This is a genomic window from Bacillus thuringiensis, from assembly GCF_001455345.1.
Taxonomy (GTDB): Bacteria; Bacillota; Bacilli; order Bacillales; family Bacillaceae_G; genus Bacillus_A; species Bacillus_A thuringiensis_N.
Window position 1 is genome coordinate 4,205,125 of record NZ_CP013274.1, and the last position, 22,267, is coordinate 4,227,391.

Consider the following 22,267-nt stretch of genomic DNA (forward strand, 5'->3'; position numbering starts at 1 on the left):
ATATGCCGTTCGCCAACCTTAATACAAAAAGAAATGACCCTGACAAATAGGATCATTCCATTTTATCATATGCCTCAATAATGCGTTGCACCAGTGGATGCCTCACAACGTCCGTTTGTTCTAATGTAATGAATGAAAGACCTGATACACCAGATAAAATGTTAGAAGCTAGCGAAAGCCCTGATTTTACCCCTTTTGGTAAATCTACTTGTGAAGGATCTCCCGTAATAACCATTTTAGAGCTAAAACCTAATCTTGTTAAAAACATTTTTATTTGTGCACCCGTTGTATTTTGCGCTTCATCTAAAATAACAAATGAATCATCCAGCGTACGCCCTCTCATATAAGCAAGAGGCGCGATTTCAATTACACCTCTCTCCATCATACGCTGCGTATATTCTTGTCCAAGAATATCGTGCAGGGCATCATACAACGGACGTAAATACGGATCTACCTTCTCTTTCAAATCGCCTGGTAAAAAACCTAAACTTTCGCCTGCTTCTACAGCCGGTCTCGTTAAAATAATTTTCTTTACATACCCTTGCTTTAAAGCTCTCACAGCCATCACTACAGCTAAGTATGTTTTCCCTGTCCCAGCAGGTCCAATTCCAAATACAATGTCATTCTTCTTCATTGCATGAATGTATCTTCTTTGCCCCATTGTTTTTACACGAATGGATTTACCTTTTGCCGTTTTAAAGATTTCTTCTTCATATAACTCTTCAAATTGAGCAATTTTCCCTTGTTGTGCGAGCTGAATTGCATACGCAACATCTCTTTCTGTAATTGACACACCTTTTCGAATAACAACAAGTAATTGCTGTAAGATTTTTTCTACGAGTGTCACAGTTTCAACTGCTCCAGATGCATGAACAGTTTCACCTCTAGTTACAATCGATACATTCAGTTCCCGTTCAATTACTTTTAAATGAGCATCATTGACTCCAAAAAGAGCGATTGCTTCGTTAGTATTTTCCAATTGTTGGTTCATTTCTACTAATTGTTCTGCCATTACTCAGTCTCCTTGAATATCGGATTCGGATATTGGTTGTGGCTCTGCAATATTTTCAATCACAGTATAATGCAATGTGACTTTTAGTTGATCCGCCTCAACCTCTTTACTCAAAATCTTATCACTTACAATCATAGCATGTTCATCCAATTTTTTCTTTAGTTCTTTTTCAGCCATCTCTTTTGCTACTTTCATTGCCTGTTTTTCTGTATATTCCCGGTTCGCTTCTTCCTCTTCTCGCACTATATCTTTTTCGTATGCAATCGGTAGTGTAAAACCAAATAATTTCACATCATGCTTTACACTTTCCGTACGGGAGCGTTTATACTTATCATGTCGAAATCCCCATATTTTTATTTTCGTACTCCCCAATTTAAGATAATGCTCATTATACGTATTGCCAGTATATACTTGAAATTGTGTCTTTAGTGGCACATTCACATTAGATGTATACCACGTTTCTCCATATACAATACCTTTCGCCGAAACAATCGTCTGACTCTCCTCATTACCGTATACCCCCGATACGAGAAGCTGACCTTTTTCTACATGATCATTTTTTAGAACGACTGGTTTTCCTACTTCAACAAATGTTTTTGTAACAATCGCTTCTTTTTTTGCCACTAAATTTTGCGGTCTTTGTTCCTTTTCTTTTTTCGGTTCATTTTTTTCAACAATTTTAAAGTGATACGTCGTTCCCCTTATTTCTAGTCCTGCCCAAGTAATCGCATTAATATTGTCTGTCAAATGACGTTGTACATCTTCTACACTAGGCATTTGGAATTGTAATTTTCCTTTTTTAATACCCATTTTGTCCAATTCTTTCATCAATATATATTCTGTTTCAGGTTTCGCTCCTGTAATTTCAATTTTCCAAACCATATTTGATAATGCAATCATGCCAAAAAAGAAAATTAAAAAACCAATTAAGAATCCACTATTTTTAATTAAGCGCTTATTCAAAAAAGGAAAACCGTAACGCCCAATAAAGTATAATTTACATTCATTTTTTCTATAAATCGGCTTGATTTTTTTCACATCTCGTAATAACATACAAAAAACTAACGTTTCATCAGCAATCTTCTTAACGTCCCAAACTAATAAATTTCTACGTACACATTCGTTAACGAACCGTTCCGCTCCTCTACCTTCAATTCGTACCTTTACATATCCAAGCCACTTTATAAACCATTTATTTTTCATCTACTGCCTTCACTACCTTTCCAAAAGTAGACACACTACTTTTCACTTTAATTAGCAAAATAGCTCGTACGAAAATGAAATACAAAGTTTTATTGTCCATAAATAGTAGGGTCAAATCGTTAGAATAAAGAAGAAAAACTTCACATACGGAAGTTTCCCTCACTTCTCTTTCTTTTCGTCTTCTAAAAATGTCACTTGCTCAATTATCCCTTCCAGCAAAAGTTCTTCCGGAAGGATTGTTTTAATAACAAAGGACTGCCCCTTAATTAATAATTGGCCATGCTTTAACAACAATCTTACTTCTTTATCTGAAAACACTAATAAACCTCGATGATTTTCTATATAGATATGCACTTGCCCAACAAGCGTGATCCGAGGTAGATCCATTAGCACATCCACTGGCAGGTCTATTTGCTTCGTTAACCAATTCTTCATTTGTTCTAATTTTTTCATCTCAAAAGACCCCCTCTCATCCCATATGTATGAAAAAAGAGCTTGTAATATCACGTCCAAACTGAAAAAAAGCATAAAAAAACGTCTCATACGAAATGAGACGTTTTTTTATGCTAATAGCTGGATAACCAGCTTATTCACAAGTGATCCGTCTGTTTTACCTTTTACTTTCGGCATAACAGCAGTCATCACCTTACCCATATCTGCTTTAGAAGTAGCACCAACTTCAGAAATAACTTGCTTAATTACATTCGCTAATTCTTCTTCCGTTAATTGCTCTGGCAAATATGCGCTTAAAATCTGAATTTCACTTTGCAGTTTATCAACAAGGTCTTCACGACCAGCTTTTTTAAATTCAAGGAGGGAGTCCTTATACTGTTTTACTTCACGAGCTAAAACTGTTAATTCCTCTTCTTCAGTAAGAGTATGTTGCAGTTTAATACCTTCATTTTGTAAAGCAGCCTTAACCATACGAATGACGGTTAATTTTTCTTTTTGTTTATTCTTCATCGCTTGTTTCATATCATCGTTTAAACGACCGAGAAGACTCATAACTTACACCCTCTCTTAGAATTTACGCTTTCTTGCCGCTTCAGATTTCTTCTTACGTTTTACACTTGGTTTTTCATAAAACTCGCGCTTTCTTGCTTCAGCAAGTGTACCAGTTTTAGAAACCGATCTTTTAAAACGGCGAAGTGCATCCTCCAAAGACTCGTTTTTACGAACGACTGTTTTTGACATTCTCTTTCCCTCCCTCCGAAACATCACACTTACATACTAAATTCAGCATGCAAAAAGAAACACTTCTTCAGCATGTCTTTTACGATTATAATACATTTTATCACTTCAGGTCAACTATTTGGCAGAATAAAAGAAGAATAGATGCTCTTCCTTTTTCAAAAACTATGCAGATAGCTGTTATTCTTTTACCTGAAGACAACTATATTGTTGTCATTACACCTTTTTTCATACAGGAATGTACGAAACAACTACTCATTTCATACATTTTCGGTACTTAACGTATCCACTAAAAAAAAAGCATGCAAATTGTTTCCGTTTGCATGCTTTTTTACCCCGCTATTTGCCGGGCAGTAAGACCCCCACCTCAAAATTCAGCGAAAACAAAGAAATTAGGTGGGGATTTGGCTGTCCGTAAAAGCCCGATTGGTGCGGGCTAATAATCAGCGGGGAATGAATCCCACGCTGATTAAAGTTTTACTTTATGCGCTTGCTGATTCTTTTTTCACATCATCTTCAAGAACACGAACAAATTGCGCTTCATTATATGGATAACCAGCTTTCGTGATTTTCACTTTCACTAGTTTACCAATTAATTCTTCTGACCCTTCAAATACAATTTTCAAGTAGTTATCTGTATAACCTACATATAACCCTTCACGGTCGCCCTCTTTAAATTTCTCTTCTGGAATAATTTCAAGTACTTCGCCTTCAAACTGTGACGCATACTCTTTCGCTAATTGATTAGATAGTTCAATTAAACGGTGAACACGATCGTTCTTCACATCTTCAGGAACTTGATCTTCCATGCGTGCTGCAGGTGTTCCTGTACGTTTTGAGTAAGGGAACACGTGTAACTCAGAGAAGCGATTCTCTTTAATGAAATTGTATGTTTCCATGAATTCTTCTTCTGTTTCACCTGGGAAACCAACGATTACGTCTGATGTAATCGCAAGACCTGGTAACGCTTCTTTCAAACGATCTAAACGCTCTTGGAAGAATTCCATCGTATACTTACGACGCATACGTTTTAATACAGTATTAGATCCAGATTGCAACGGAATGTGTAAGTGACGTACAACTACTTCAGACTTATCTAACACTTCAATTACCTCATCTGAAATCTGACTCGCTTCAATAGAAGAAATACGAAGACGTTTTAATCCGCCTACTTCCGCTTCCATATCACGAAGTAACCCAGCTAAATTATAATCTTTAATATCTTCACCGTATCCACCTGTATGAATACCCGTTAATACGATTTCTTTATAGCCTGCATCTACTAATTGCTGTGCTTGTTTAATAACTTCTTTTCCATCACGAGAACGCATTAAACCACGCGCCCAAGGAATGATACAGAATGTACAGAAGTTATTGCAACCCTCTTGTATTTTTAAAGACGCACGTGTACGATCCGTGAAATAAGGTACATCAAGTTCTTCGTACACACGTGTTTTCATAATATTGCGGACAGCATTAATTGGTTGACGCTCTTTACGGAATTCTTCGATGTAACCTAACATCTTTTCACGATCCTGTGTACCAACTACAATATCCACACCTGGAATCGCCATAATTTCAGCTGGAGATGTTTGTGCATAACATCCCGTTACGCAAATAACTGCATCTGGATTTTGACGCACAGCACGTCTGATTACTTGACGGCTTTTTTTGTCCCCAGTATTCGTTACTGTACATGTGTTAATAACATATACATCAGCTTTCTTTTCATATTCTGTTCTTTCATAACCACCTTGTTTAAACAATTGCCAAATGGCTTCTGTTTCATAGTGGTTTACTTTACAACCTAACGTATGGAACGCAACAGTTGACATTGATCATCACCCCATCAATTCAAAATGATACGAAGCAGCACTTAACGCGTATAACGGCGCCGTTTCTGTTCTTAAAATCCTTGGTCCTAAACTACATGGTACAAATTTATGTTCACGAAGCGCTGTAATCTCTTCCTCAGCTAAACCGCCTTCTGGACCAAATACAATCAATAGCTTTTGACCTGGTTTCATCGTCGTTAAAGCTTTCGCAAAATTAGATTTCTCGCCTTGTTTTGCTTCCTCTTCGTAAGCAACAAGACAAACATCATACTCACCACTCATTGAAAGTAGTTGTTTAAACGATGCCGGAGCATGTACTTCTGGAACTTCACTTCTATGTGATTGTTCCGCAGCTTCTTTCACAATTTTTCTTAAACGCTCAACTTTTTTATCAGCTTTTTTCGCATCCCATTTTACGATAGAGCGAGATGCTTGAAATGGTAAGAATGCAGCTGCCCCAAGCTCTGTTCCTTTTTGGAAAATTAACTCTAGCTTGTCTCCTTTTGGCAGTCCACTTGCAATCGTCACGAAAACAGGAAGTTCACTTGACGCCTCTACCCATTCTACAATAGCCGTATTAATAAATTCACTGGTAATTTCATCAATTGAACACACTGCTGTTTTTCCGTTTACACAACAATAAATGTGATCACCAGCTGACATACGCATCACTCTTGCGATATGATGTACGTCATCACCTACAATACGAATACTTGTCTCATTTACATATTTCTCTTCTACAAAATAACGTTGCATATAATCACCTTAGTAGAGTTTCGTTCCTTTCGTAAGTCAATACTTACGAAAAGAACGAAACGTTATCATTTTTCATATAACAAACGGCAAGTCCCTCACCTTATAGTGAGAGACTCTCCTTTTCATTATAGACTAAAATCTATATTACGCATTTCGTGCAATAATTGCTACCCAATCTTCCATTCTTAACACTTCTTCAATTGTAAATCCAGCTTTTTCAAGCGCCTCAGAAATTACTTTTTCCTTCGCAGCAATAATGCCCGATGTAATAAATAATCCGCCTGACTTCACAACTCTCGCTGCATCTTCAGGGAATAAAAGAATAATTTCTGCTAATAAGTTAGCTACGATTAAATCAACAGGACCTTCAATACCCTCTAAAAGACTATTCTGTCCAACAGATACGATATCATCTGTTTTATTTAAACGTACATTCATTTCTGCACTTTCAACCGCAACCGGATCTAAATCATATGCTTGAACAGAAGACGCACCTAGTTTTGCTGCTGCAATACTCAGTACACCAGAACCTGTTCCTACATCAATGATAGCATCACCTGGCTGTACTGTTTTTTCTAAAGCACGGATACACATCGTTGTTGTTGGATGAGTTCCTGTTCCAAACGCCATACCTGGATCTAATTCAATAATTTTTTCTTCCGGAGAAGATGGTGTATATTCTTCCCACGTCGGTACAATTGTGAATGTATCAGAAATTTGTACTGGATGGTAATATTTTTTCCAAGCAGTAGCCCAATCTTCTTCATTGACTTCGTTAACGGTAATATTTCCAGTACCAATTTCGATGTCGTAAGATGGAAGTACATCAATAGATGATTTTACACCTGCAATTGTTTCATGTAAAGAATCCGTTTGCGGGAAATATGCTTTTATTAACACACCTTCTGCCGGATATTCATCTGGGTTCAATGCATAAATTTCACCATATTGTTGCTCGCGCTCTTTCGTCAACTCCGCCGGGTCCTCAATCGCAACTCCACTAGCACCAGCTTCATGTAAAATATGAGAGACAGCTTCTACTGCTTCTTCTGTTGTATGAATACTAATTTCTGACCATTTCACAATTTACCAACTCCATTTTTTATTTCCATTATTCCCCTTTGAAAGCACGTTTAAGCTTTCCGAATAAACTATCATCCTGCTCTTCTTGTCCTGCAAATTCACGTAATAAATCTTTTTGATGTGAAGTTAATTTCGTCGGCACAACAACACGCACGACTACATATTGATCTCCTTGACCATATCCACGTACGTTCGGAGCACCTTTTCCTTTTAGGCGGAATTCTGTTCCTGTTTGTGTTCCTGCTGGAATTTTCAGCTTCACTTTCCCGTGAACAGTAGGAACTTCTACTTCAGCACCAAGTGCCATTTGCGCAAACGTTAATGGCATTTCGCAAATAATGTGATCTCCTTCGCGCTCAAAGAATTCATGACTTCTTACATGAACAACAACATATAAATCTCCTGCTGGCCCGCCATTTACACCCGCTTCACCTTTTCCAGATACACGAATTTGTTGACCGTTATCAATACCCGCTGGAATTTTAACGTTGATTTTTTTATGTTTACGAACTTTACCAGAACCATGACATGTCGTACATTTTTCTTTAATCATTTGACCAGTTCCTGAACAATGACCACAAGCTTGACGGTTTACAATACGACCAAACGGTGTATTTTGTTCTACACTTACTTGACCTGACCCTGAACAATGTTTACATGTTTCTTTTGAAGTTCCCGGTTTTGCTCCGCTACCTTTACAAGTATCACATGGATCTTCTACTGGAATCTCGACATTTAACTCTTTACCAAAAATAGCTTCTTCAAAATCTAAAGTGACTTGATATTGTAAGTCAGCACCTTGGCGCGGAGCATTTGGATCACGACGTCTGCCGCCACCGCCGCCAAAGAATGAACTAAAGATATCTTCGAAACCGAAGCCACCGCCGAAGTCTCCTCCGCCGCCAAAGCCACCGAAACCTTGATTTGCACCAGCATGACCAAATTGATCGTATTGCGTACGCTTTTGATCATCACTTAACACTTCGTATGCTTCTTGTACTTCTTTAAACTTTTCAATTGCATTTTCTTCTTTACTTACGTCTGGATGGTATTTTTTAGCCAAACGACGATACGCTTTTTTTATTTCATCTTTTGAAGCACCCTTGCTAAGTCCAAGAACCTCATAATAGTCTCGTTTACTCATAAATTTACAACCCCCGAATCTTTCACATAAACGTAATTTTAACACCGAAAGAAAGTGCTTTGCAACAAAGTTTCCTCACTTACAGTATGCAAAATAAAAAACTTAAGATCCTCACACATTCCTTCTCATTCGTGAAAAAAGCCAAAGCCAAGGCACGCTTGACTTTGACTTTTTGTCATCTTACTTATTTATTATTACTTATCTTCTTTTACTTCTTCAAACTCAGCGTCTACTACATTATCTTTCTTCGCGCCAGCATCTTGTGCTCCTTGCGCACCTTCTGCTTGCCCTGCAGCTGCTTGAGCTTGCTCGTATAATTTAACAGTTAATTGTTGTACGATTTCTTGTAAAGCGTCTTTTTTCGCACGGATTTCCTCAAGCTCGTTCTTCTCAATCGCAGCTTGTAATGCTTCTTTCGCTTCTGTTGCTTTTGCAACTTCAGCCGCATCCACTTTACCTTCTAAATCTTTTACAACTTTATCTGTTTGGAATACAAGTTGGTCAGCTTCGTTACGAAGTTCAACTTCTTCCTTACGTTTTTGGTCAGCGTCAGCGTTTGCTTCTGCTTCTTGTACCATACGTTCTACTTCTTCATCAGAAAGACCTGAAGAAGACTGGATTGTAATAGCTTGCTCTTTGCTTGTTCCTAAATCTTTCGCACGTACGTTAACAATACCGTTCGCATCAATATCGAATGTTACTTCGATTTGTGGAATACCACGTGGTGCTGGTGGAAGGTCTGTTAATTGGAAACGACCTAATGTTTTGTTGTCAGCCGACATTGGACGCTCACCTTGTAATACGTGAATGTCTACTGCTGGTTGGTTATCAGCAGCTGTTGAGAATACTTGTGACTTACTTGTTGGAATTGTAGTGTTACGCTCGATTAATTTCGTGAACACGCCACCCATAGTTTCAATACCTAAAGAAAGTGGAGTTACATCTAATAATAGTACGCCTTCTACATCACCAGTAAGTACGCCACCTTGAACTGCAGCACCTAATGCTACAACTTCATCAGGGTTTACACCTTTATATGGTTCTTTACCAGTTTCACGTTTAATAGCTTCTTGTACAGCTGGGATACGAGTAGATCCACCAACAAGGATAACTTTATCTAATTCACTTGGAGCAAAACCAGCGTCTTTTAATGCACGACGAGTTGGCTCTAACGTTCTTTCAACAAGACCTGCTGAAATCTCTTCGAATTTCGCTCTTGTTAATGTTAATTCTAAGTGTAATGGACCAGCAGCTCCAGCACTAATGAATGGTAATGAAATTTGTGTTTGCGTTACACCAGAAAGATCTTTTTTCGCTTTTTCAGCTGCATCTTTCAGACGTTGAAGTGCCATTTTATCTTGGCTTAAATCAATGTTATTTTCTTTTTTGAATTCAGCTACTAAATGGTCAATAATAACTTGGTCAAAGTCATCTCCACCAAGACGGTTGTCACCAGCAGTTGAAATAACTTCGAATGTGCCGTCTGCTAACTCAAGGATAGATACGTCAAATGTACCGCCACCTAAGTCATATACTAAGATTTTTTGTTCTTCGTCTTGTTTTTCTAAACCGTAAGCAAGTGCTGCTGCTGTTGGCTCGTTAATGATACGCTCAACTTCTAAACCAGCGATACGACCAGCATCTTTCGTTGCTTGACGCTCTGCATCGTTGAAGTATGCAGGCACTGTAATAACAGCTTTCGTTACTGTTTCACCTAAGTATGCTTCAGCAGAAGCTTTTAAGTTTTGTAAAATGATTGCAGAAATTTCTTGAGGTGTATAATCTTTACCTTCAACTTCTACTTTGTAGTCTGTACCCATATGACGTTTAACAGACATGATTGTATTTGGGTTTGTAATTGCTTGGCGCTTTGCAACTTCCCCAACTTGACGTTCTTCATTTTTGAAAGCTACAACAGAAGGTGTTGTACGGTTTCCTTCTGGATTTGGGATAACCTTTGGTTCTCCACCTTCCATAACAGCTACACAAGAGTTTGTTGTACCTAAGTCAATACCGATAATTTTACTCATGGCGAATCCTCCTAGTTTTATGTAAATTATTGATTTACTTTTACCATTGATGGGCGAATCACACGGTCTTTTAGTTTATAACCTTTTTGGAATTCTTCCACAACCGCGTTTGATTCAAATTCACTATCTTCCACTTGCATAATAGCTTGGTGTTCATTAGGATCAAACTGTTTACCAACAGCTTCAATCACTTCCACACCTTCTTTAGTCAGCGCTTCTAACAATTGACGATGCACCATTTCCATACCTTGTAATAAGGATTTCGTTTGCTCATCAGTCGCTTCCACTTGCATTGCTCTTTCAAAATTATCAAGAGCTGGCAAGATGTCTGAAACTAGACTTTGTGCTCTATATTTTTCAGCAGCCTGTTTATCCATTTGGACACGGCGCTTATAATTTTCAAAATCAGCTTGTAGACGTAATGTGCGACCTTCCGTTTCCGTTAGTTTCGCTTGTAACTCATCTACTTTTTCTTGTAAAAGAGCAGCCTCACTTTTTTCTTCTACAGTTTCTTCACTGTTTTCTGGCGTGACAGCTTCTTCAACTTGCGCTTCTTTTACTTCTTCTACCACTTGTTCGTTACGCTCTTCCACAATATTCACCTCCTTAAAAGGTATTAGGTATTAGGTATCATGCATAGCATGATTACCTAAGCATTATATATTACACACAGCAATGAAAATTTCATCACTTGAGCGAATGTATTACTCTCATTTACTTTTTAAGTCCATCAGTAAATTGTCTCGTAAATAACTGTAACAAACTAATTACACGAGAATATTGCATTCTCGTAGGACCTAAAATAGCAATTGTTCCAAGTTGCTCTTCGCCGATCGAATATGTTGCAGAAATTAAACTACAATCTTCCATGGCTGTCGCAGAGTTTTCCCTACCAATTTTCACTTGAATACCGACTTGTTTATGGCGCAAAATATCATAAAACTCAGCTTCATTATCAATCATCGTCAGCAAGGATCTTACTTTGTGAATGTCATGGAACTCTGGTTGCGAAAGCATATTTGCTTTTCCTCCAAAGTATATCTTTTCCGATAACGGAACTTGAAATGTACCATCTAACATTTTTATTGCACTATCGTAATTATGAACATACCCACGTAAAACTGTAACAATCTCCTTAAAGATTTTATTATGCAGTTCTTCCATCGGTACACCAGATAGCTTTTCATTTAAAATATTAACCATTTTTTCTAAATCTGATAAATCAACAGATTCCGGAACGGTAATCGTTTTACTTTGTACATGCCCTGTATCAGTTACAATAATAGCGACTGCAGTTTGACGATCAAGCGGCACAATTTGTACATTTTTAAGTTTATTTGTGCTTAACTTCGGCCCAAGAACAATGGCCGTGTAATTCGTAAGTTCTGATAGAATTTGAGCCGATTGCTGTGCAATTTTTTCCGCTTCAAAAATTCTTTCAGCAAATAAATCTTTAATTTGTACAATTTCAGCTTTCGGTAAGTTTTGCGGCGCTAAAAGATGGTCTACATAAAATCGGTATCCCTTCTCAGAAGGAACACGGCCAGAAGAACTATGCGTTTTTTCAATAAAACCTAATTCTTCTAAGTCCGCCATTTCATTTCGAATAGTAGCTGAACTAAATGTAATTTCATCTTTTTTAGCCAACGTTCTAGAACCAACCGGCTGCGCTGATCCAATAAAGTCATCAATAATTGTTTGTAAAATTAAGAGCTGACGTTCCGTAAGCATCTCATCATCACCTCTGTTAGCACTCTTTGTCTTCGAGTGCTAAATCTATTAATAACTTACCAAAATTGACATTCAATTGTCAACGGAAACGTCACGAAATAATGAAACTTTTTCACGTTTATAGAACATTTATTTAATCAATCAAAAATGACTGGAACACTTCATTCCCTAATAATTTTCCTTTTCGTGTTAAACGCACGTATCCGTCTCTCTCTTCAAGCAACCCTTGTTCTTGATTACTTTGCAACTGCTTCGCGAAAACTTGATCCATCTCCATATCAAATTTCTTTTGGAACGCCATTTTAGATACACCTTTTGTTTTTCGAAGCCCTAAGAACAGTTCTTCTTCCATTCTTTCTTTCTCCGTCACTGCGTGGACGTCTAAATATGGAAAATCCGTTTCATCAATTTTCTTGAAATATTGCTTCAGTGGCCCTACATTTTGGATACGCTCTCCATTTACATAACTATGAGCCCCAGCTCCGAAGCCATAATACTCTTCATTATTCCAGTATGTGAGATTATGTCTACTTTCATTATCACCTTTTGAGAAATTGCTAATTTCATACTGCTTATAACCATGTTTCTCCATTTCATCCATTACCATTTCGTACATTTTCGCTTCGTGATCTTCACCTGGAAGACATAATTTCCCCTTATTCATTAAGTTATAAAACACTGTTTTCGGTTCCACAATTAATGAATATGCCGAGAAATGTTGTACACCAAGCGTAAAAGCAATATCTAATGTTTCCTTTACGTCTTCTATCGTTTGTCCTGGCAAAGCATAAATAATATCTATATTAATATTTTTGAAGCCTACTTCCTGTGCTTCTCTAATCGCTACAAAGGCATCTTCCCTTGTATGTTTGCGTCCAATTTTCTCAAGCAGTTCATCTCGAAATGTTTGCACACCAAAACTAATTCTGTTCACTCCACCTTCTAGCAATACGTTTAACTTCTCTTTCGGTAAGTCACCTGGATTCGCTTCAAATGTTAATTCACAATTCGGAGCAAACGGACGCAAACGACGATTAATAATATCGAGTAGCTTTTTTGTCTGTTCCATATTTAAAGCTGTCGGAGTTCCCCCACCAACAAAAATCGTTTTCATACTATCAAACGGCACTTTTTGAACCGTGTTTATTATTTCTTTCTCTAAATACTCTAAATATTGATCAACCGGTTGGCGTTCAATGAACACTTTATTAAAATCACAATAGTGACAAATATGCTGACAAAACGGAATGTGAATATATGCAGCTTGTACCAAATATAACTCCTACCTTTCTAAAAAGAAAACCTCCGCACTCGGGAGGGTTCTTTACTTCTCTAACGTATTACGAATTTGTTCCATTCGCATTTTTCCCCAATCATACATCATTTCAACGATTGGTAAAAGCGACATGCCTAATTCCGTCATATAATACTCCACTCGTGGAGGAATTTCTGGGTATACTGTTCGATCAACAATCCCATCTTCCATTAACTCTTTTAATTGGTTCGACAAAACTTTATGAGAAATATTTGGGAATAATCGTTGTAATTCACTAAAACGATGCGGCCCTTCTACACCAAGATGCCACAGTATCACAACTTTCCACTTCCCGCTAATAATAGAAAGGGTTAATTCCTTTTCACAATTAAAATTACCATTTTGTATCTTCTCATGAATATCTTTTCGAATATTTTCGGACATTAACAAACTCCTAACTCTGTATGAACTAAAAAGCATCTCTCACTATTGTAATTGAGAGATACTCAGATGTCTAAAAAGTAATGATACAAAAAGAGAAGCCGTATAAACGGCTTCTTTTTTTATATAACAAGTAAATATTAGTTGTCATCCATTTTCAGTACAGCCATGAACGCTTCTTGCGGTACCTCTACAGAACCAACAGACTTCATACGTTTTTTACCTTCTTTTTGCTTATCAAGAAGTTTACGCTTACGAGAAATGTCACCACCGTAACATTTTGCAAGTACGTTTTTACGCATCGCCTTAATTGTAGAACGCGCTACAACTTTGTTCCCGATAGTCGCCTGAATCGGCACTTCGAACTGTTGTCTCGGAATTAATTCTTTTAGTTTTTCTACGATTACTTTACCACGGTCATACGCTGAATCACGGTGTACGATAAATGATAGAGCATCCACTTGTTCATTATTTAAAAGAATATCCATTTTCACAAGTTTAGATGGTTTATAACCAATTAACTCGTAATCAAATGATGCATACCCTTTCGTATTTGATTTCAACTGATCGAAGAAATCATATACGATTTCTGATAACGGGATTTCATACGTTAATGTAACACGTGTTTCATCTAAATATTGCATATCAATAAACGTTCCGCGTTTACCTTGGCAAATTTCCATTACAGCTCCAACATAGTCATTCGGAACCATAATTGAAGCCTTCACAAATGGCTCTTCTACACGATCGATAGACTGTGGATCTGGCATATTAGATGGATTATCAACAATAACATCTTCACCGTTTGTTAAATAAACTTTATAAATAACACTTGGCGCTGTTGTAATTAAATCAATCTTAAATTCACGTTCAATACGTTCTTGAATGATTTCCATGTGAAGAAGTCCTAAGAAACCACAGCGGAAACCAAATCCTAGCGCTTGAGATGTTTCTGGTTCAAACTCAAGTGCAGAATCGTTTAACTCTAACTTTTCTAACGCATCACGTAAGTCGTTGTAACGCGCAGAATCAATCGGATATAAACCACAGAATACCATTGGGTTTAATTTACGATAACCTGCTAACGGCTCTGCAGCTGGACGTTTCGCGTGTGTAATCGTATCACCAACACGTGTGTCACCAACATTTTTAATCGATGCTGCTAAGAAACCTACATCACCTACTGTTAACTCGTCACGTTGCGTAGTCTTCGGTGTAAACACACCTACTTCTGTTACTTCAAATTCTTTACCAGTTGCCATCATACGTACTTTATCGCCAACTTTTACCGTTCCATTTACAACACGGATATAAGCAATTACACCTCGATACGGATCATATAAAGAGTCGAAAATCATACATTGTAACGGATCTTCTGAATCACCTGTTGGTGCTGGTACTTTCTCAACAATTTGTTCTAAAATTTCTTCAATACCAATCCCAGCTTTTGCTGAAGCAAGTACAGCTTCTGATGCATCTAAACCAATTACATCTTCTACCTCTTGACGTACGCGTTCTGGATCTGCACTTGGTAAGTCAATTTTGTTAATAACCGGTAAGATCTCTAAATTATTATCAAGCGCTAAGTATACGTTCGCTAATGTTTGCGCTTCAATACCTTGTGCTGCATCCACTACAAGAATTGCGCCTTCACAAGCCGCTAAACTACGTGATACTTCGTACGTAAAGTCGACGTGCCCTGGTGTATCAATTAAGTGAAGAATATATTCTTCACCGTCTTTTGCTGTATAGTTTAATTGTACTGCGTTTAATTTAATTGTAATACCACGCTCACGCTCTAAATCCATAGAGTCAAGCAATTGAGCTTTCATTTCACGTTGTGTTAACGCGTTTGTTTTCTCTAAAATACGGTCTGCTAACGTTGATTTTCCGTGGTCAATATGAGCAATGATAGAGAAATTACGAATTTTGGATTGTCTTTTTGCTCTTTCTTCTTTATTCATCTATGTTCTCAACTCCTAATAGTCTCGCCAATATACACTAGCACTGATTATATCAATAGAGCAGCAAAGATTCAATGAAAACTCGTGCTGCTTACGATACAAATCATTCTATCTATATCTTATGCGAACAAACCATAAGAGACAAACCTTTTTCAAATTAAAAAACGGCTGTCGTACGAAACGATAAGACAACCGTTCTTGCTGCTACTCTTAACTAAAAACCTCTTTCACTTTCCCAACAACTATATCTGTCCCAAACTTTGTCATTTCATAAGCAACACTTGCTATCGCCATACCAATTCCTTCTACGACATTAAAACTCCTTAAACTTTCTAATTGTTTTTGTTTCTCAATTGTTGAAAACGAACTTCCCGAAATTTCCGATTCAGCATCCTCCCCCTCTGTTCCAGTCATATGAGCTATTTGTTCATACGACAGTTGTTGATAACCTTTCATACTTTTCAAGCCATGATTAGCAAGCGCAACTCCTGCTATCATCATAAGCAAGCATAAGATTGCGCTACATATACACAAAAGCGTAAAGTGGCTTAAATTACTATCAGCCCTTCCCATCAATGTGTATATGCCCCTGTATTATCTTGGTCAATTTGATGGTGCAACGCTGCATTTAAACCACTTGCAATTACATTTGCCATATCCTCTATAAAAGCATCTACTTCTTTTGGGGTTACCATTAAATTATGACCAAGAGGGGATAGCACCTCATAAATTAATTTTCTCTTCTCTTCATCTTCTAACGTACCTACAGCACCTAAAAACATATTTCGGCTTTTTTCATCCGGCATATCTTCTTCTGTTAATTTTTTCTTTTCTCCAAATGAAAATCCCGCAGGTAATAAAGATTTTGATGGCTTATGTCCCTCTTTCATCTCTCTTCCAAAGTGCTTCAAAATAAAATCAATTGTATCGCTTGTAATCGAAACGGCATCAACTACAGTCGGAACACCAATAGCAATAACAGGAATTCCTAATGTTTCTTTACTTAGTTCCTTACGTTTATTCCCAACACCCGATCCAGGATGAATTCCCGTATCAGAAATTTGTATCGTACTATTTACTCGTTCAATAGAACGGGCAGCTAACGCGTCAATTGCAATGACAAAGTCCGGCTTTATCTTCTCAATAATCCCATAAATAACATCACTTGTTTCAATTCCTGTAATCCCCATTACCCCAGGACGAATTGCACTAACAGGTCTAAACCCTTCTTCTACACTTTCAGGCTGCAATTGAAACAAATGTCTCGTTACCAATACATTTTCTACAACTATCGGTCCAAGTGCATCTGGTGTTACATTCCAATTCCCAAGACCGACGATCAAGCAGCTCGCTTCTTTCGTAACACCAACCTCTTCTAGGAAATAAGAAAATTCTTTCGCAAAAACGCGCTCTACTTTTTGTTGCAGTTCCGTATCTTGTTGACGTATACCTTGTACTTCAAGCGTTAAATAATTTCCAGGTTTTTTACCCATCGATTCAGACGCAACTTCATCAATCGTTACTTTTGTAATGGTAACACCTTCTTCTTCCCTCTCTTTTACAATAACTCCTTGTATTCCATTTTGTTCTTCTTGGCGCTCTTGCAACATTTGATGCGCCTCTACAGCAAGGTCAGTTCTAACGCTATATTTACTTAAATCTAATGGTTCTTTCATCGTATCTCCTCCGTAATTCATAGTAAATATCGTTAGATTTCCCAAAGTTATATAAGGTCATTCTTTCCTTTACGTGAAATTTCATTGATATACTATTGCAATTCTCTTCACCGTTTGATAGAATATCACTTGTTCTATGTAAGAATCGAGTCATTCGATTGCACCAGGGAGGTGAAAAGTATGGCAAACATCAAATCTGCTATCAAACGCGCTAAACTTAGCGAAGAGCGTCGTGCACATAACGCTTCTATCAAGTCTGACATGCGTTCTGCTGTTAAAACTGTAGAAGCTTTAGTTACTAATAACGATCTTGAAACTGCTAAAGAAGCTTTCAAAACTGCTTCTAAAAAACTTGACAAAGCAGCTCGTAAAGGTCTTATCCACCAAAACGCTGCAGCTCGTCAAAAATCTCGCTTAGCGAAACAAGTAAACGCGTAAGGCGTTTAAAAAACGATCCATTTGGGTCGTTTTTTTATATACAAAAAAGTTCACGTTACCAAGTAACGTGAACTTTTTTCGTATCATCACATATGATTTAACCGCATTAAGAAAAACTCAAGCACAAGCTTCTTATCCATCTTTCCTGTCTTCATACTATAATCAGCTTCCGCTAATTCTATAATCACTTTCTTTAGTTCTTCAAAAGAGAAAAACTTCGTTTGATTCATCGCTAACTTTACACGATATGGATGCACACCAATATGAGAAGCAATTTGATTTTGTCCATAACCACGTTGCTGTAACTCTTTCACTTGATGCAGCAAGCGGAATTGGCTTACTAATAACGCAAGCAATTTAATCGGTTCCTCTTGCTGCGTAAATAATCCATCTAAAATTTGCATCGCACCCGCGATATCTTTTTTCACAACTTTTTCTGTTAAAGCAAACACATTTTGTTCAACTGATTTTGGCACAAGCTCGGCAACAAGTTTCGGTGTAATCTCTCCGCCCATACCGACATATAACGTTAACTTGTCCATTTCCTTAGCCAACATCGTTACATTACTTCCTACAAGCTCTAACAACAAACTAACAGCTGCATTATCAATATGTACATGCACTTCATCTGCACGAGCAACAATCCACTTCTGAACATCCTGCACCTGCATCGCATTTGCTTCTACTATATCCGATGTTTTCTTTAATAATTTTGTGATTTTTTTTCGTTCATCCAGTTTTTCGTAAGGCGCAACAAAAACAAGAATAGAAAATGGAGAAGGCTCCCCAATATATTCTTCTAAAATCTTTATATTTTGCTCTAACTTTTCTTTTTGTGAAGTTAAAAATAGTGGTGATTTTATTAATAGCACTTTACGTTCTCCAAAAAAAGGAAGTGTACGTGCATCCTCAACCACATCTTCTAAATACGCTTCTTCTAAATCATATGTCACAACATTAAACTCACGATCTTCCTCTTCAAGCGCTTCTGTTGTAATAAGCTTTATCGTTTCATTTATAAAAAACGCTTCCGTTCCATACAGTAAGTACAACGGAGCAAACTGCTTCTTTTTAATCTTTTTATGTATATCACTACTCATACTTTTTCCTACTCCCTAACTTGGCAATATATATTTATACTAATGCCCTAGCTTTTGTTTTACAAGTACAAAGGAACGGGCTGTATAACCCCGTCCCTTTATTTATATTAAACGCCACGCAATAAGCCCCGGGTTTCTTATTGGTGTGCGGTAATCACCTTCCCTTTATTATTCACAATAAAAATCCGAGTATAAGTGCCAACTGTTAACATGCTTGGAAACAAAAAAACTCACGTTACTTCCTGATTTAAAAGTAGTAAAAACACTCGATTCCTCTTCATATGGAAATTGTAGATTTTTTTCTGACAATATTTTATACTAAAGTGGAATGTTGGGGAGGGATTCTAAATGAATGATTTTGAACAAAACGTTCAAAGTAAACGCAATGACGCTATTGATTCAGGGGTAGGATTTATCGTCTCATTTGGTTTTTTCGCAACACTTTTCATCATTGCAACTGTTATTAAATTTATTGGTTCTTAAAGACTGCTGCTTACCGGCAGTCTTCTTTTTATCTATTATGTGTTTCATCATATGTGATTTTGCTATGAAAGGTTCCGTGTTCCCCTTTAAAAATATAGGAAATAGCACCTTGCTTATCCGTGCGCCATATTTCAATCCCCATCTTCTCAAAACGCTCTATAACTTCCTTATGAGGGTGCCCATACCTATTACGCTCACCGGCAGAAATAATCGCTACATTAGGCCGTACGGCGCTCAGAAAAGGCATTATAGACGACGTGTTACTCCCATGATGAGCAACCTTTAAAACATCCGCCCGTAAATCTGGGTACGTAGCTACTAAAACCTTCTCTCCTTCTTCTTCTAAATCACCTGTAAACAGCCACGTTATCCCTCCTAATTTTGCCCATATTACAATTGAAGCGTTATTTTCACTTCTTTCTTTTCCCGCTGGAGCTAGTACAAAAAATTCCGCTTCATTTACGCTCCAACTCTCCCCTTCTCCCACTTCCCTTATTTTCACTTCCTTTTCTAACGCCTGTTTCTTTATTACTGTTTCTAATACTGCATCTTGTTGCTTTCGGCCAAATACAACTTCTTTTACGGTTATATTTGATAATAACTCTTCCGCAGCACCTATATGGTCCGCATCTCCATGCGTTACGATTAATTTATCGATTGTTTTAATACCTTCCTTTTGTAAATAGGGAATTAAAATATCATTTCCAACTGAAAATTCATGCTTTTTCTGCTGCCATTCTTCCTTGTTTACACGAATTGTTCCACCGGTATCAATGAGGTAAATCTCTTTATCGTACGGGAGGCGAATTAATATTGCATCTCCCTGTCCAACGTCAAGAAATGTAACACTTCCACTTTCCCGAAAATACGGATATACATAATGACATGTACAAATAAAAAGAAATATACCTGAAGCTATAAACATAATCCCCTTCGATATTCGCCTTTCCCAAACCATCAATATACTAACTATACTCACACAATATAGAGCTACAAGAAGTATAGGTGTTTGCCCGAAATTAAGGCGGGTAAATGGTAAGTTTTCACAATAAATTAAAAAATCATTAGAAAGATTCAAACCTATTGATAGTACATTCGCAAGTCCTTTTGCAAGAAATGGAATGATTGGTATACATACCAAAATAACAATACTACACGGCAATACAACGAGGGATAAAAACGGAACATATAGGATATTCAAAAAAATACTATATGGAGAAAAATAACCGAAGTGATATAACAAAATCGGAGTACTAACGAGCTGTGAAATAAGAGAAATATAAATAGAATTTCGGATCACTCCATTACTACTCTCTAGCAAAAACGGAGCAGACAAAATTAAAGCAAAACTACCAACAAAAGAAAATTGAAACCCAATATTATAAATAAGATACGGATCATATATAAGCATACATATAGCCGTTATACTTAAAGCATCGAAGCTAGACAAACGGAGAGAACACATGAAAGCAATCAACATCAAAACTCCTGTTATAGCAGCTCTTATAACAGACGGTGATGCTCCTGCAAAAATCATATATATAGGAATACAGAAGATAAGACATACTGTTGCTAGCTCCCTCGTCACACCACTTCTTAGCAAAATAAAATACACAATCACCATTAACAATACGATATGCGATCCTGAAATCGCCAACAAATGTACAAGACCAAATTGTTGATATTGCTCTTCAACTTCAAATGTCATTTGTTGTCTATCACCAAATACTAACGCATTCATAAAAGCACCTGATTGCTCTGGAAACAGTTCTGTAACTCCCGAGATTACTTGCTGTCTCAAAAGAAGAATCCATTGCACAAATGAAAATGATGTTTTATGGCATTCAGAAATATATGTAGCATCAAATGTGAAATGAATATTTTGCCTATACAGATAATCACGGTAATTAAAACCATGAAAATTACGGGCTATTTGCGGTTCTTTTCTCTCACCTTCGAATATGCATGATACTCCTGCATGTAATCGTCGCAGTTGTTTCTTTTCCAAGGCTGATTTAATTTTGTAACTTAATTGCACTATATTTTTATTCTGATCTTCAACTTGAAATGATAAGCGATCCCCGTTAATAAGAGGTGTACTTTGTATCACCCCTCTTGTAAGTCCGTAGGGATCTCCTAGAGGCTTGTTTTGCTCTTGAACATACGTAGTGTACATAGCGCCACTAAAACACGCTATAATACAAAAAAAGAAGGTTTTATGCGAAGTACGATATAAACAAAAGAAAACATAAAAAACGAAACAACACGTCAGCAGTACAACCGAAGAGAAAAAGGCGATTGCAATCCCTATTATAAATGAGATTGCAACATAGCCCCATTGTCCATGCAACTCATACTCACTCCTTATAGCATCATTTTTGCTTTCGTGAATACATGTTGTAATTCTTCCATTGATAAGTTCTCTTTTTCTAAAGATGCAAATAGTTCTTTTAACTCCATATGACGCTTTTGATCCTCTAGCGCTGCAATATCATATTCTAGGGGAACGTGCTTCACTGTTACATTCGCTTTTTTAAATAATTCTACGGCATACGGATGATTTTTATAATCCTGTGCATAATAAACTGCTGTAATACCACTTTGAATAATTGCCTTACAGCATTGTAAACAAGGGAAATGCGTAACGTAAATTTCCGCGTCCTCCGTTTTCACACCAAACTTTGCGCATTGTAATAAAGCATTCATTTCCGCATGAATTGTACGAACACAATGATTATCAATGACGTAGCATCCATCATCTATACAATGTACACCACCTTTAATTGAACCGTTATATCCACCAGCAATAATTCGTTTATCACGAACAATTGTCGCTCCTACCGCAAGTCTTGTACATGTACTACGTAAAGATAGTAAATGGCTTTGTGTCATAAAATATTGATCCCATGAAATTCGCTCCATATT

22 protein-coding genes are annotated in these 22,267 nt (G+C 37.2%); 2 read left to right on the plus strand and 20 right to left on the minus strand.

The genetic code is table 11. The features are described 5' to 3' along the window. Window positions 1-52: 52 nt before the first annotated feature. The 17 genes from ATN06_RS21940 to gpr all read right to left on the minus strand — a co-directional run bounded on the left by ATN06_RS21940 (window position 53) and on the right by gpr (window position 17,321). On the minus strand, window positions 53-1,012 hold the full coding sequence (locus tag ATN06_RS21940; protein WP_016086243.1) for a PhoH family protein: 960 nt from the start codon (window positions 1,010-1,012) through the stop codon (window positions 53-55). Between the two features lie 3 nt (window positions 1,013-1,015). Beyond that, the gene (gene yqfD / locus ATN06_RS21945; RefSeq protein ID WP_060632305.1) at window positions 1,016-2,215 is read right to left on the minus strand and encodes a sporulation protein YqfD; all 1,200 of its coding nucleotides are present in this window, start codon (window positions 2,213-2,215) and stop codon (window positions 1,016-1,018) included. 159 nt (window positions 2,216-2,374) lie between these two features. Continuing rightward, complete coding sequence (gene yqfC, locus ATN06_RS21955; RefSeq protein ID WP_000732265.1) at window positions 2,375-2,668, minus strand: sporulation protein YqfC; 294 nt, start codon at window positions 2,666-2,668, stop codon at window positions 2,375-2,377. A 108-nt stretch (window positions 2,669-2,776) separates the two neighbouring features. Beyond that, on the minus strand, window positions 2,777-3,220 hold the full coding sequence (locus ATN06_RS21960; protein ID WP_060632306.1) for a GatB/YqeY domain-containing protein: 444 nt from the start codon (window positions 3,218-3,220) through the stop codon (window positions 2,777-2,779). 15 nt (window positions 3,221-3,235) lie between these two features. After that, window positions 3,236-3,409: a 30S ribosomal protein S21 gene (rpsU, locus tag ATN06_RS21965; RefSeq protein ID WP_000048061.1), complete on the minus strand. Its 174-nt coding sequence runs from the start codon at window positions 3,407-3,409 to the stop codon at window positions 3,236-3,238. 479 nt (window positions 3,410-3,888) lie between these two features. Beyond that, the gene (mtaB, locus tag ATN06_RS21970; RefSeq protein ID WP_060632307.1) at window positions 3,889-5,241 is read right to left on the minus strand and encodes a tRNA (N(6)-L-threonylcarbamoyladenosine(37)-C(2))-methylthiotransferase MtaB; all 1,353 of its coding nucleotides are present in this window, start codon (window positions 5,239-5,241) and stop codon (window positions 3,889-3,891) included. A gap of 6 nt (window positions 5,242-5,247) precedes the next feature. After that, window positions 5,248-5,997: a 16S rRNA (uracil(1498)-N(3))-methyltransferase gene (locus ATN06_RS21975; RefSeq protein ID WP_016086239.1), complete on the minus strand. Its 750-nt coding sequence runs from the start codon at window positions 5,995-5,997 to the stop codon at window positions 5,248-5,250. 144 nt (window positions 5,998-6,141) lie between these two features. Continuing rightward, window positions 6,142-7,080: a 50S ribosomal protein L11 methyltransferase gene (prmA, locus tag ATN06_RS21980; protein ID WP_060632308.1), complete on the minus strand. Its 939-nt coding sequence runs from the start codon at window positions 7,078-7,080 to the stop codon at window positions 6,142-6,144. A 28-nt stretch (window positions 7,081-7,108) separates the two neighbouring features. Beyond that, window positions 7,109-8,224 (minus strand): molecular chaperone DnaJ, encoded by a 1,116-nt coding sequence (gene dnaJ / locus ATN06_RS21985; protein WP_060632309.1) that lies wholly within the window; start codon window positions 8,222-8,224, stop codon window positions 7,109-7,111. A 194-nt stretch (window positions 8,225-8,418) separates the two neighbouring features. Beyond that, window positions 8,419-10,254: a chaperone protein DnaK gene (dnaK, locus tag ATN06_RS21990; protein ID WP_060632310.1), complete on the minus strand. Its 1,836-nt coding sequence runs from the start codon at window positions 10,252-10,254 to the stop codon at window positions 8,419-8,421. 26 nt (window positions 10,255-10,280) lie between these two features. Next, on the minus strand, window positions 10,281-10,847 hold the full coding sequence (gene grpE, locus ATN06_RS21995) for a nucleotide exchange factor GrpE (RefSeq protein WP_000392711.1): 567 nt from the start codon (window positions 10,845-10,847) through the stop codon (window positions 10,281-10,283). Between the two features lie 121 nt (window positions 10,848-10,968). Further along, window positions 10,969-11,985: a heat-inducible transcriptional repressor HrcA gene (gene hrcA, locus ATN06_RS22000; protein WP_060632311.1), complete on the minus strand. Its 1,017-nt coding sequence runs from the start codon at window positions 11,983-11,985 to the stop codon at window positions 10,969-10,971. A 133-nt stretch (window positions 11,986-12,118) separates the two neighbouring features. Then, window positions 12,119-13,258 carry a radical SAM family heme chaperone HemW gene (gene hemW, locus ATN06_RS22005; RefSeq protein WP_060632312.1) on the minus strand — a complete coding sequence of 380 codons (1,140 nt, stop codon included), beginning with the start codon at window positions 13,256-13,258 and terminating at the stop codon, window positions 12,119-12,121. Window positions 13,259-13,309: 51 nt separating this feature from the next. Beyond that, entirely contained in the window at window positions 13,310-13,684 is a 375-nt protein-coding gene (locus ATN06_RS22010; RefSeq protein WP_060632313.1) for a winged helix-turn-helix transcriptional regulator, read from the minus strand. A 137-nt stretch (window positions 13,685-13,821) separates the two neighbouring features. Continuing rightward, window positions 13,822-15,645: an elongation factor 4 gene (gene lepA / locus ATN06_RS22015; protein ID WP_060632314.1), complete on the minus strand. Its 1,824-nt coding sequence runs from the start codon at window positions 15,643-15,645 to the stop codon at window positions 13,822-13,824. Window positions 15,646-15,855: 210 nt separating this feature from the next. Next, window positions 15,856-16,218 carry a YqxA family protein gene (locus ATN06_RS22020; protein WP_060632315.1) on the minus strand — a complete coding sequence of 121 codons (363 nt, stop codon included), beginning with the start codon at window positions 16,216-16,218 and terminating at the stop codon, window positions 15,856-15,858. Beyond that, window positions 16,218-17,321, minus strand: coding sequence for a GPR endopeptidase (gene gpr, locus ATN06_RS22025; protein ID WP_060632316.1), 1,104 nt, complete (start codon window positions 17,319-17,321; stop codon window positions 16,218-16,220). The genes ATN06_RS22020 and gpr overlap by 1 nt, the downstream gene beginning before the upstream one ends. Window positions 17,322-17,501: 180 nt before the next feature. Between gpr and rpsT the strand changes: the two genes are divergently transcribed. Further along, on the plus strand, window positions 17,502-17,759 hold the full coding sequence (gene rpsT / locus ATN06_RS22030; protein ID WP_060632317.1) for a 30S ribosomal protein S20: 258 nt from the start codon (window positions 17,502-17,504) through the stop codon (window positions 17,757-17,759). A gap of 86 nt (window positions 17,760-17,845) precedes the next feature. Here the strand turns inward: rpsT and holA are convergent, their stop codons facing one another. Continuing rightward, the gene (gene holA / locus ATN06_RS22035; protein WP_060632318.1) at window positions 17,846-18,859 is read right to left on the minus strand and encodes a DNA polymerase III subunit delta; all 1,014 of its coding nucleotides are present in this window, start codon (window positions 18,857-18,859) and stop codon (window positions 17,846-17,848) included. 348 nt (window positions 18,860-19,207) lie between these two features. Between holA and ATN06_RS22040 the strand changes: the two genes are divergently transcribed. Continuing rightward, complete coding sequence (locus tag ATN06_RS22040; RefSeq protein ID WP_000997609.1) at window positions 19,208-19,342, plus strand: YqzM family protein; 135 nt, start codon at window positions 19,208-19,210, stop codon at window positions 19,340-19,342. A gap of 28 nt (window positions 19,343-19,370) precedes the next feature. On the opposite strand, the gene ATN06_RS22045 is transcribed toward ATN06_RS22040, so the two are convergent. Together ATN06_RS22045 and ATN06_RS22050 are read right to left on the minus strand one after the other, a co-directional pair. After that, on the minus strand, window positions 19,371-21,692 hold the full coding sequence (locus ATN06_RS22045; RefSeq protein ID WP_060632319.1) for a DNA internalization-related competence protein ComEC/Rec2: 2,322 nt from the start codon (window positions 21,690-21,692) through the stop codon (window positions 19,371-19,373). Between the two features lie 14 nt (window positions 21,693-21,706). Beyond that, window positions 21,707-22,264: a ComE operon protein 2 gene (locus ATN06_RS22050; protein ID WP_060632320.1), complete on the minus strand. Its 558-nt coding sequence runs from the start codon at window positions 22,262-22,264 to the stop codon at window positions 21,707-21,709. Window positions 22,265-22,267: the final 3 nt, after the last annotated feature.

Excerpts from the sequence above, each read along its gene's own strand:
- ATN06_RS21940 (WP_016086243.1), bottom strand. The coding sequence starts at position 1,012 with ATGGCAGAACAATTAGTAGAAATGAACCAACAATTGGAAAATACTAAC.
- yqfD (WP_060632305.1), bottom strand. The coding sequence starts at position 2,215 with ATGAAAAATAAATGGTTTATAAAGTGGCTTGGATATGTAAAGGTACGA.
- yqfC (WP_000732265.1), bottom strand. The coding sequence starts at position 2,668 with ATGAAAAAATTAGAACAAATGAAGAATTGGTTAACGAAGCAAATAGAC.
- ATN06_RS21960 (WP_060632306.1), bottom strand. The coding sequence starts at position 3,220 with ATGAGTCTTCTCGGTCGTTTAAACGATGATATGAAACAAGCGATGAAG.
- rpsU (WP_000048061.1), bottom strand. The coding sequence starts at position 3,409 with ATGTCAAAAACAGTCGTTCGTAAAAACGAGTCTTTGGAGGATGCACTT.
- mtaB (WP_060632307.1), bottom strand. The coding sequence starts at position 5,241 with ATGTCAACTGTTGCGTTCCATACGTTAGGTTGTAAAGTAAACCACTAT.
- ATN06_RS21975 (WP_016086239.1), bottom strand. The coding sequence starts at position 5,997 with ATGCAACGTTATTTTGTAGAAGAGAAATATGTAAATGAGACAAGTATT.
- dnaJ (WP_060632309.1), bottom strand. The coding sequence starts at position 8,224 with ATGAGTAAACGAGACTATTATGAGGTTCTTGGACTTAGCAAGGGTGCT.
- dnaK (WP_060632310.1), bottom strand. The coding sequence starts at position 10,254 with ATGAGTAAAATTATCGGTATTGACTTAGGTACAACAAACTCTTGTGTA.
- hrcA (WP_060632311.1), bottom strand. The coding sequence starts at position 11,985 with ATGCTTACGGAACGTCAGCTCTTAATTTTACAAACAATTATTGATGAC.
- ATN06_RS22010 (WP_060632313.1), bottom strand. The coding sequence starts at position 13,684 with ATGTCCGAAAATATTCGAAAAGATATTCATGAGAAGATACAAAATGGT.
- lepA (WP_060632314.1), bottom strand. The coding sequence starts at position 15,645 with ATGAATAAAGAAGAAAGAGCAAAAAGACAATCCAAAATTCGTAATTTC.
- ATN06_RS22020 (WP_060632315.1), bottom strand. The coding sequence starts at position 16,218 with ATGGGAAGGGCTGATAGTAATTTAAGCCACTTTACGCTTTTGTGTATA.
- gpr (WP_060632316.1), bottom strand. The coding sequence starts at position 17,321 with ATGAAAGAACCATTAGATTTAAGTAAATATAGCGTTAGAACTGACCTT.
- rpsT (WP_060632317.1), top strand. The coding sequence starts at position 17,502 with ATGGCAAACATCAAATCTGCTATCAAACGCGCTAAACTTAGCGAAGAG.
- holA (WP_060632318.1), bottom strand. The coding sequence starts at position 18,859 with ATGAGTAGTGATATACATAAAAAGATTAAAAAGAAGCAGTTTGCTCCG.
- ATN06_RS22040 (WP_000997609.1), top strand. The coding sequence starts at position 19,208 with ATGAATGATTTTGAACAAAACGTTCAAAGTAAACGCAATGACGCTATT.
- ATN06_RS22050 (WP_060632320.1), bottom strand. The coding sequence starts at position 22,264 with ATGGAGCGAATTTCATGGGATCAATATTTTATGACACAAAGCCATTTA.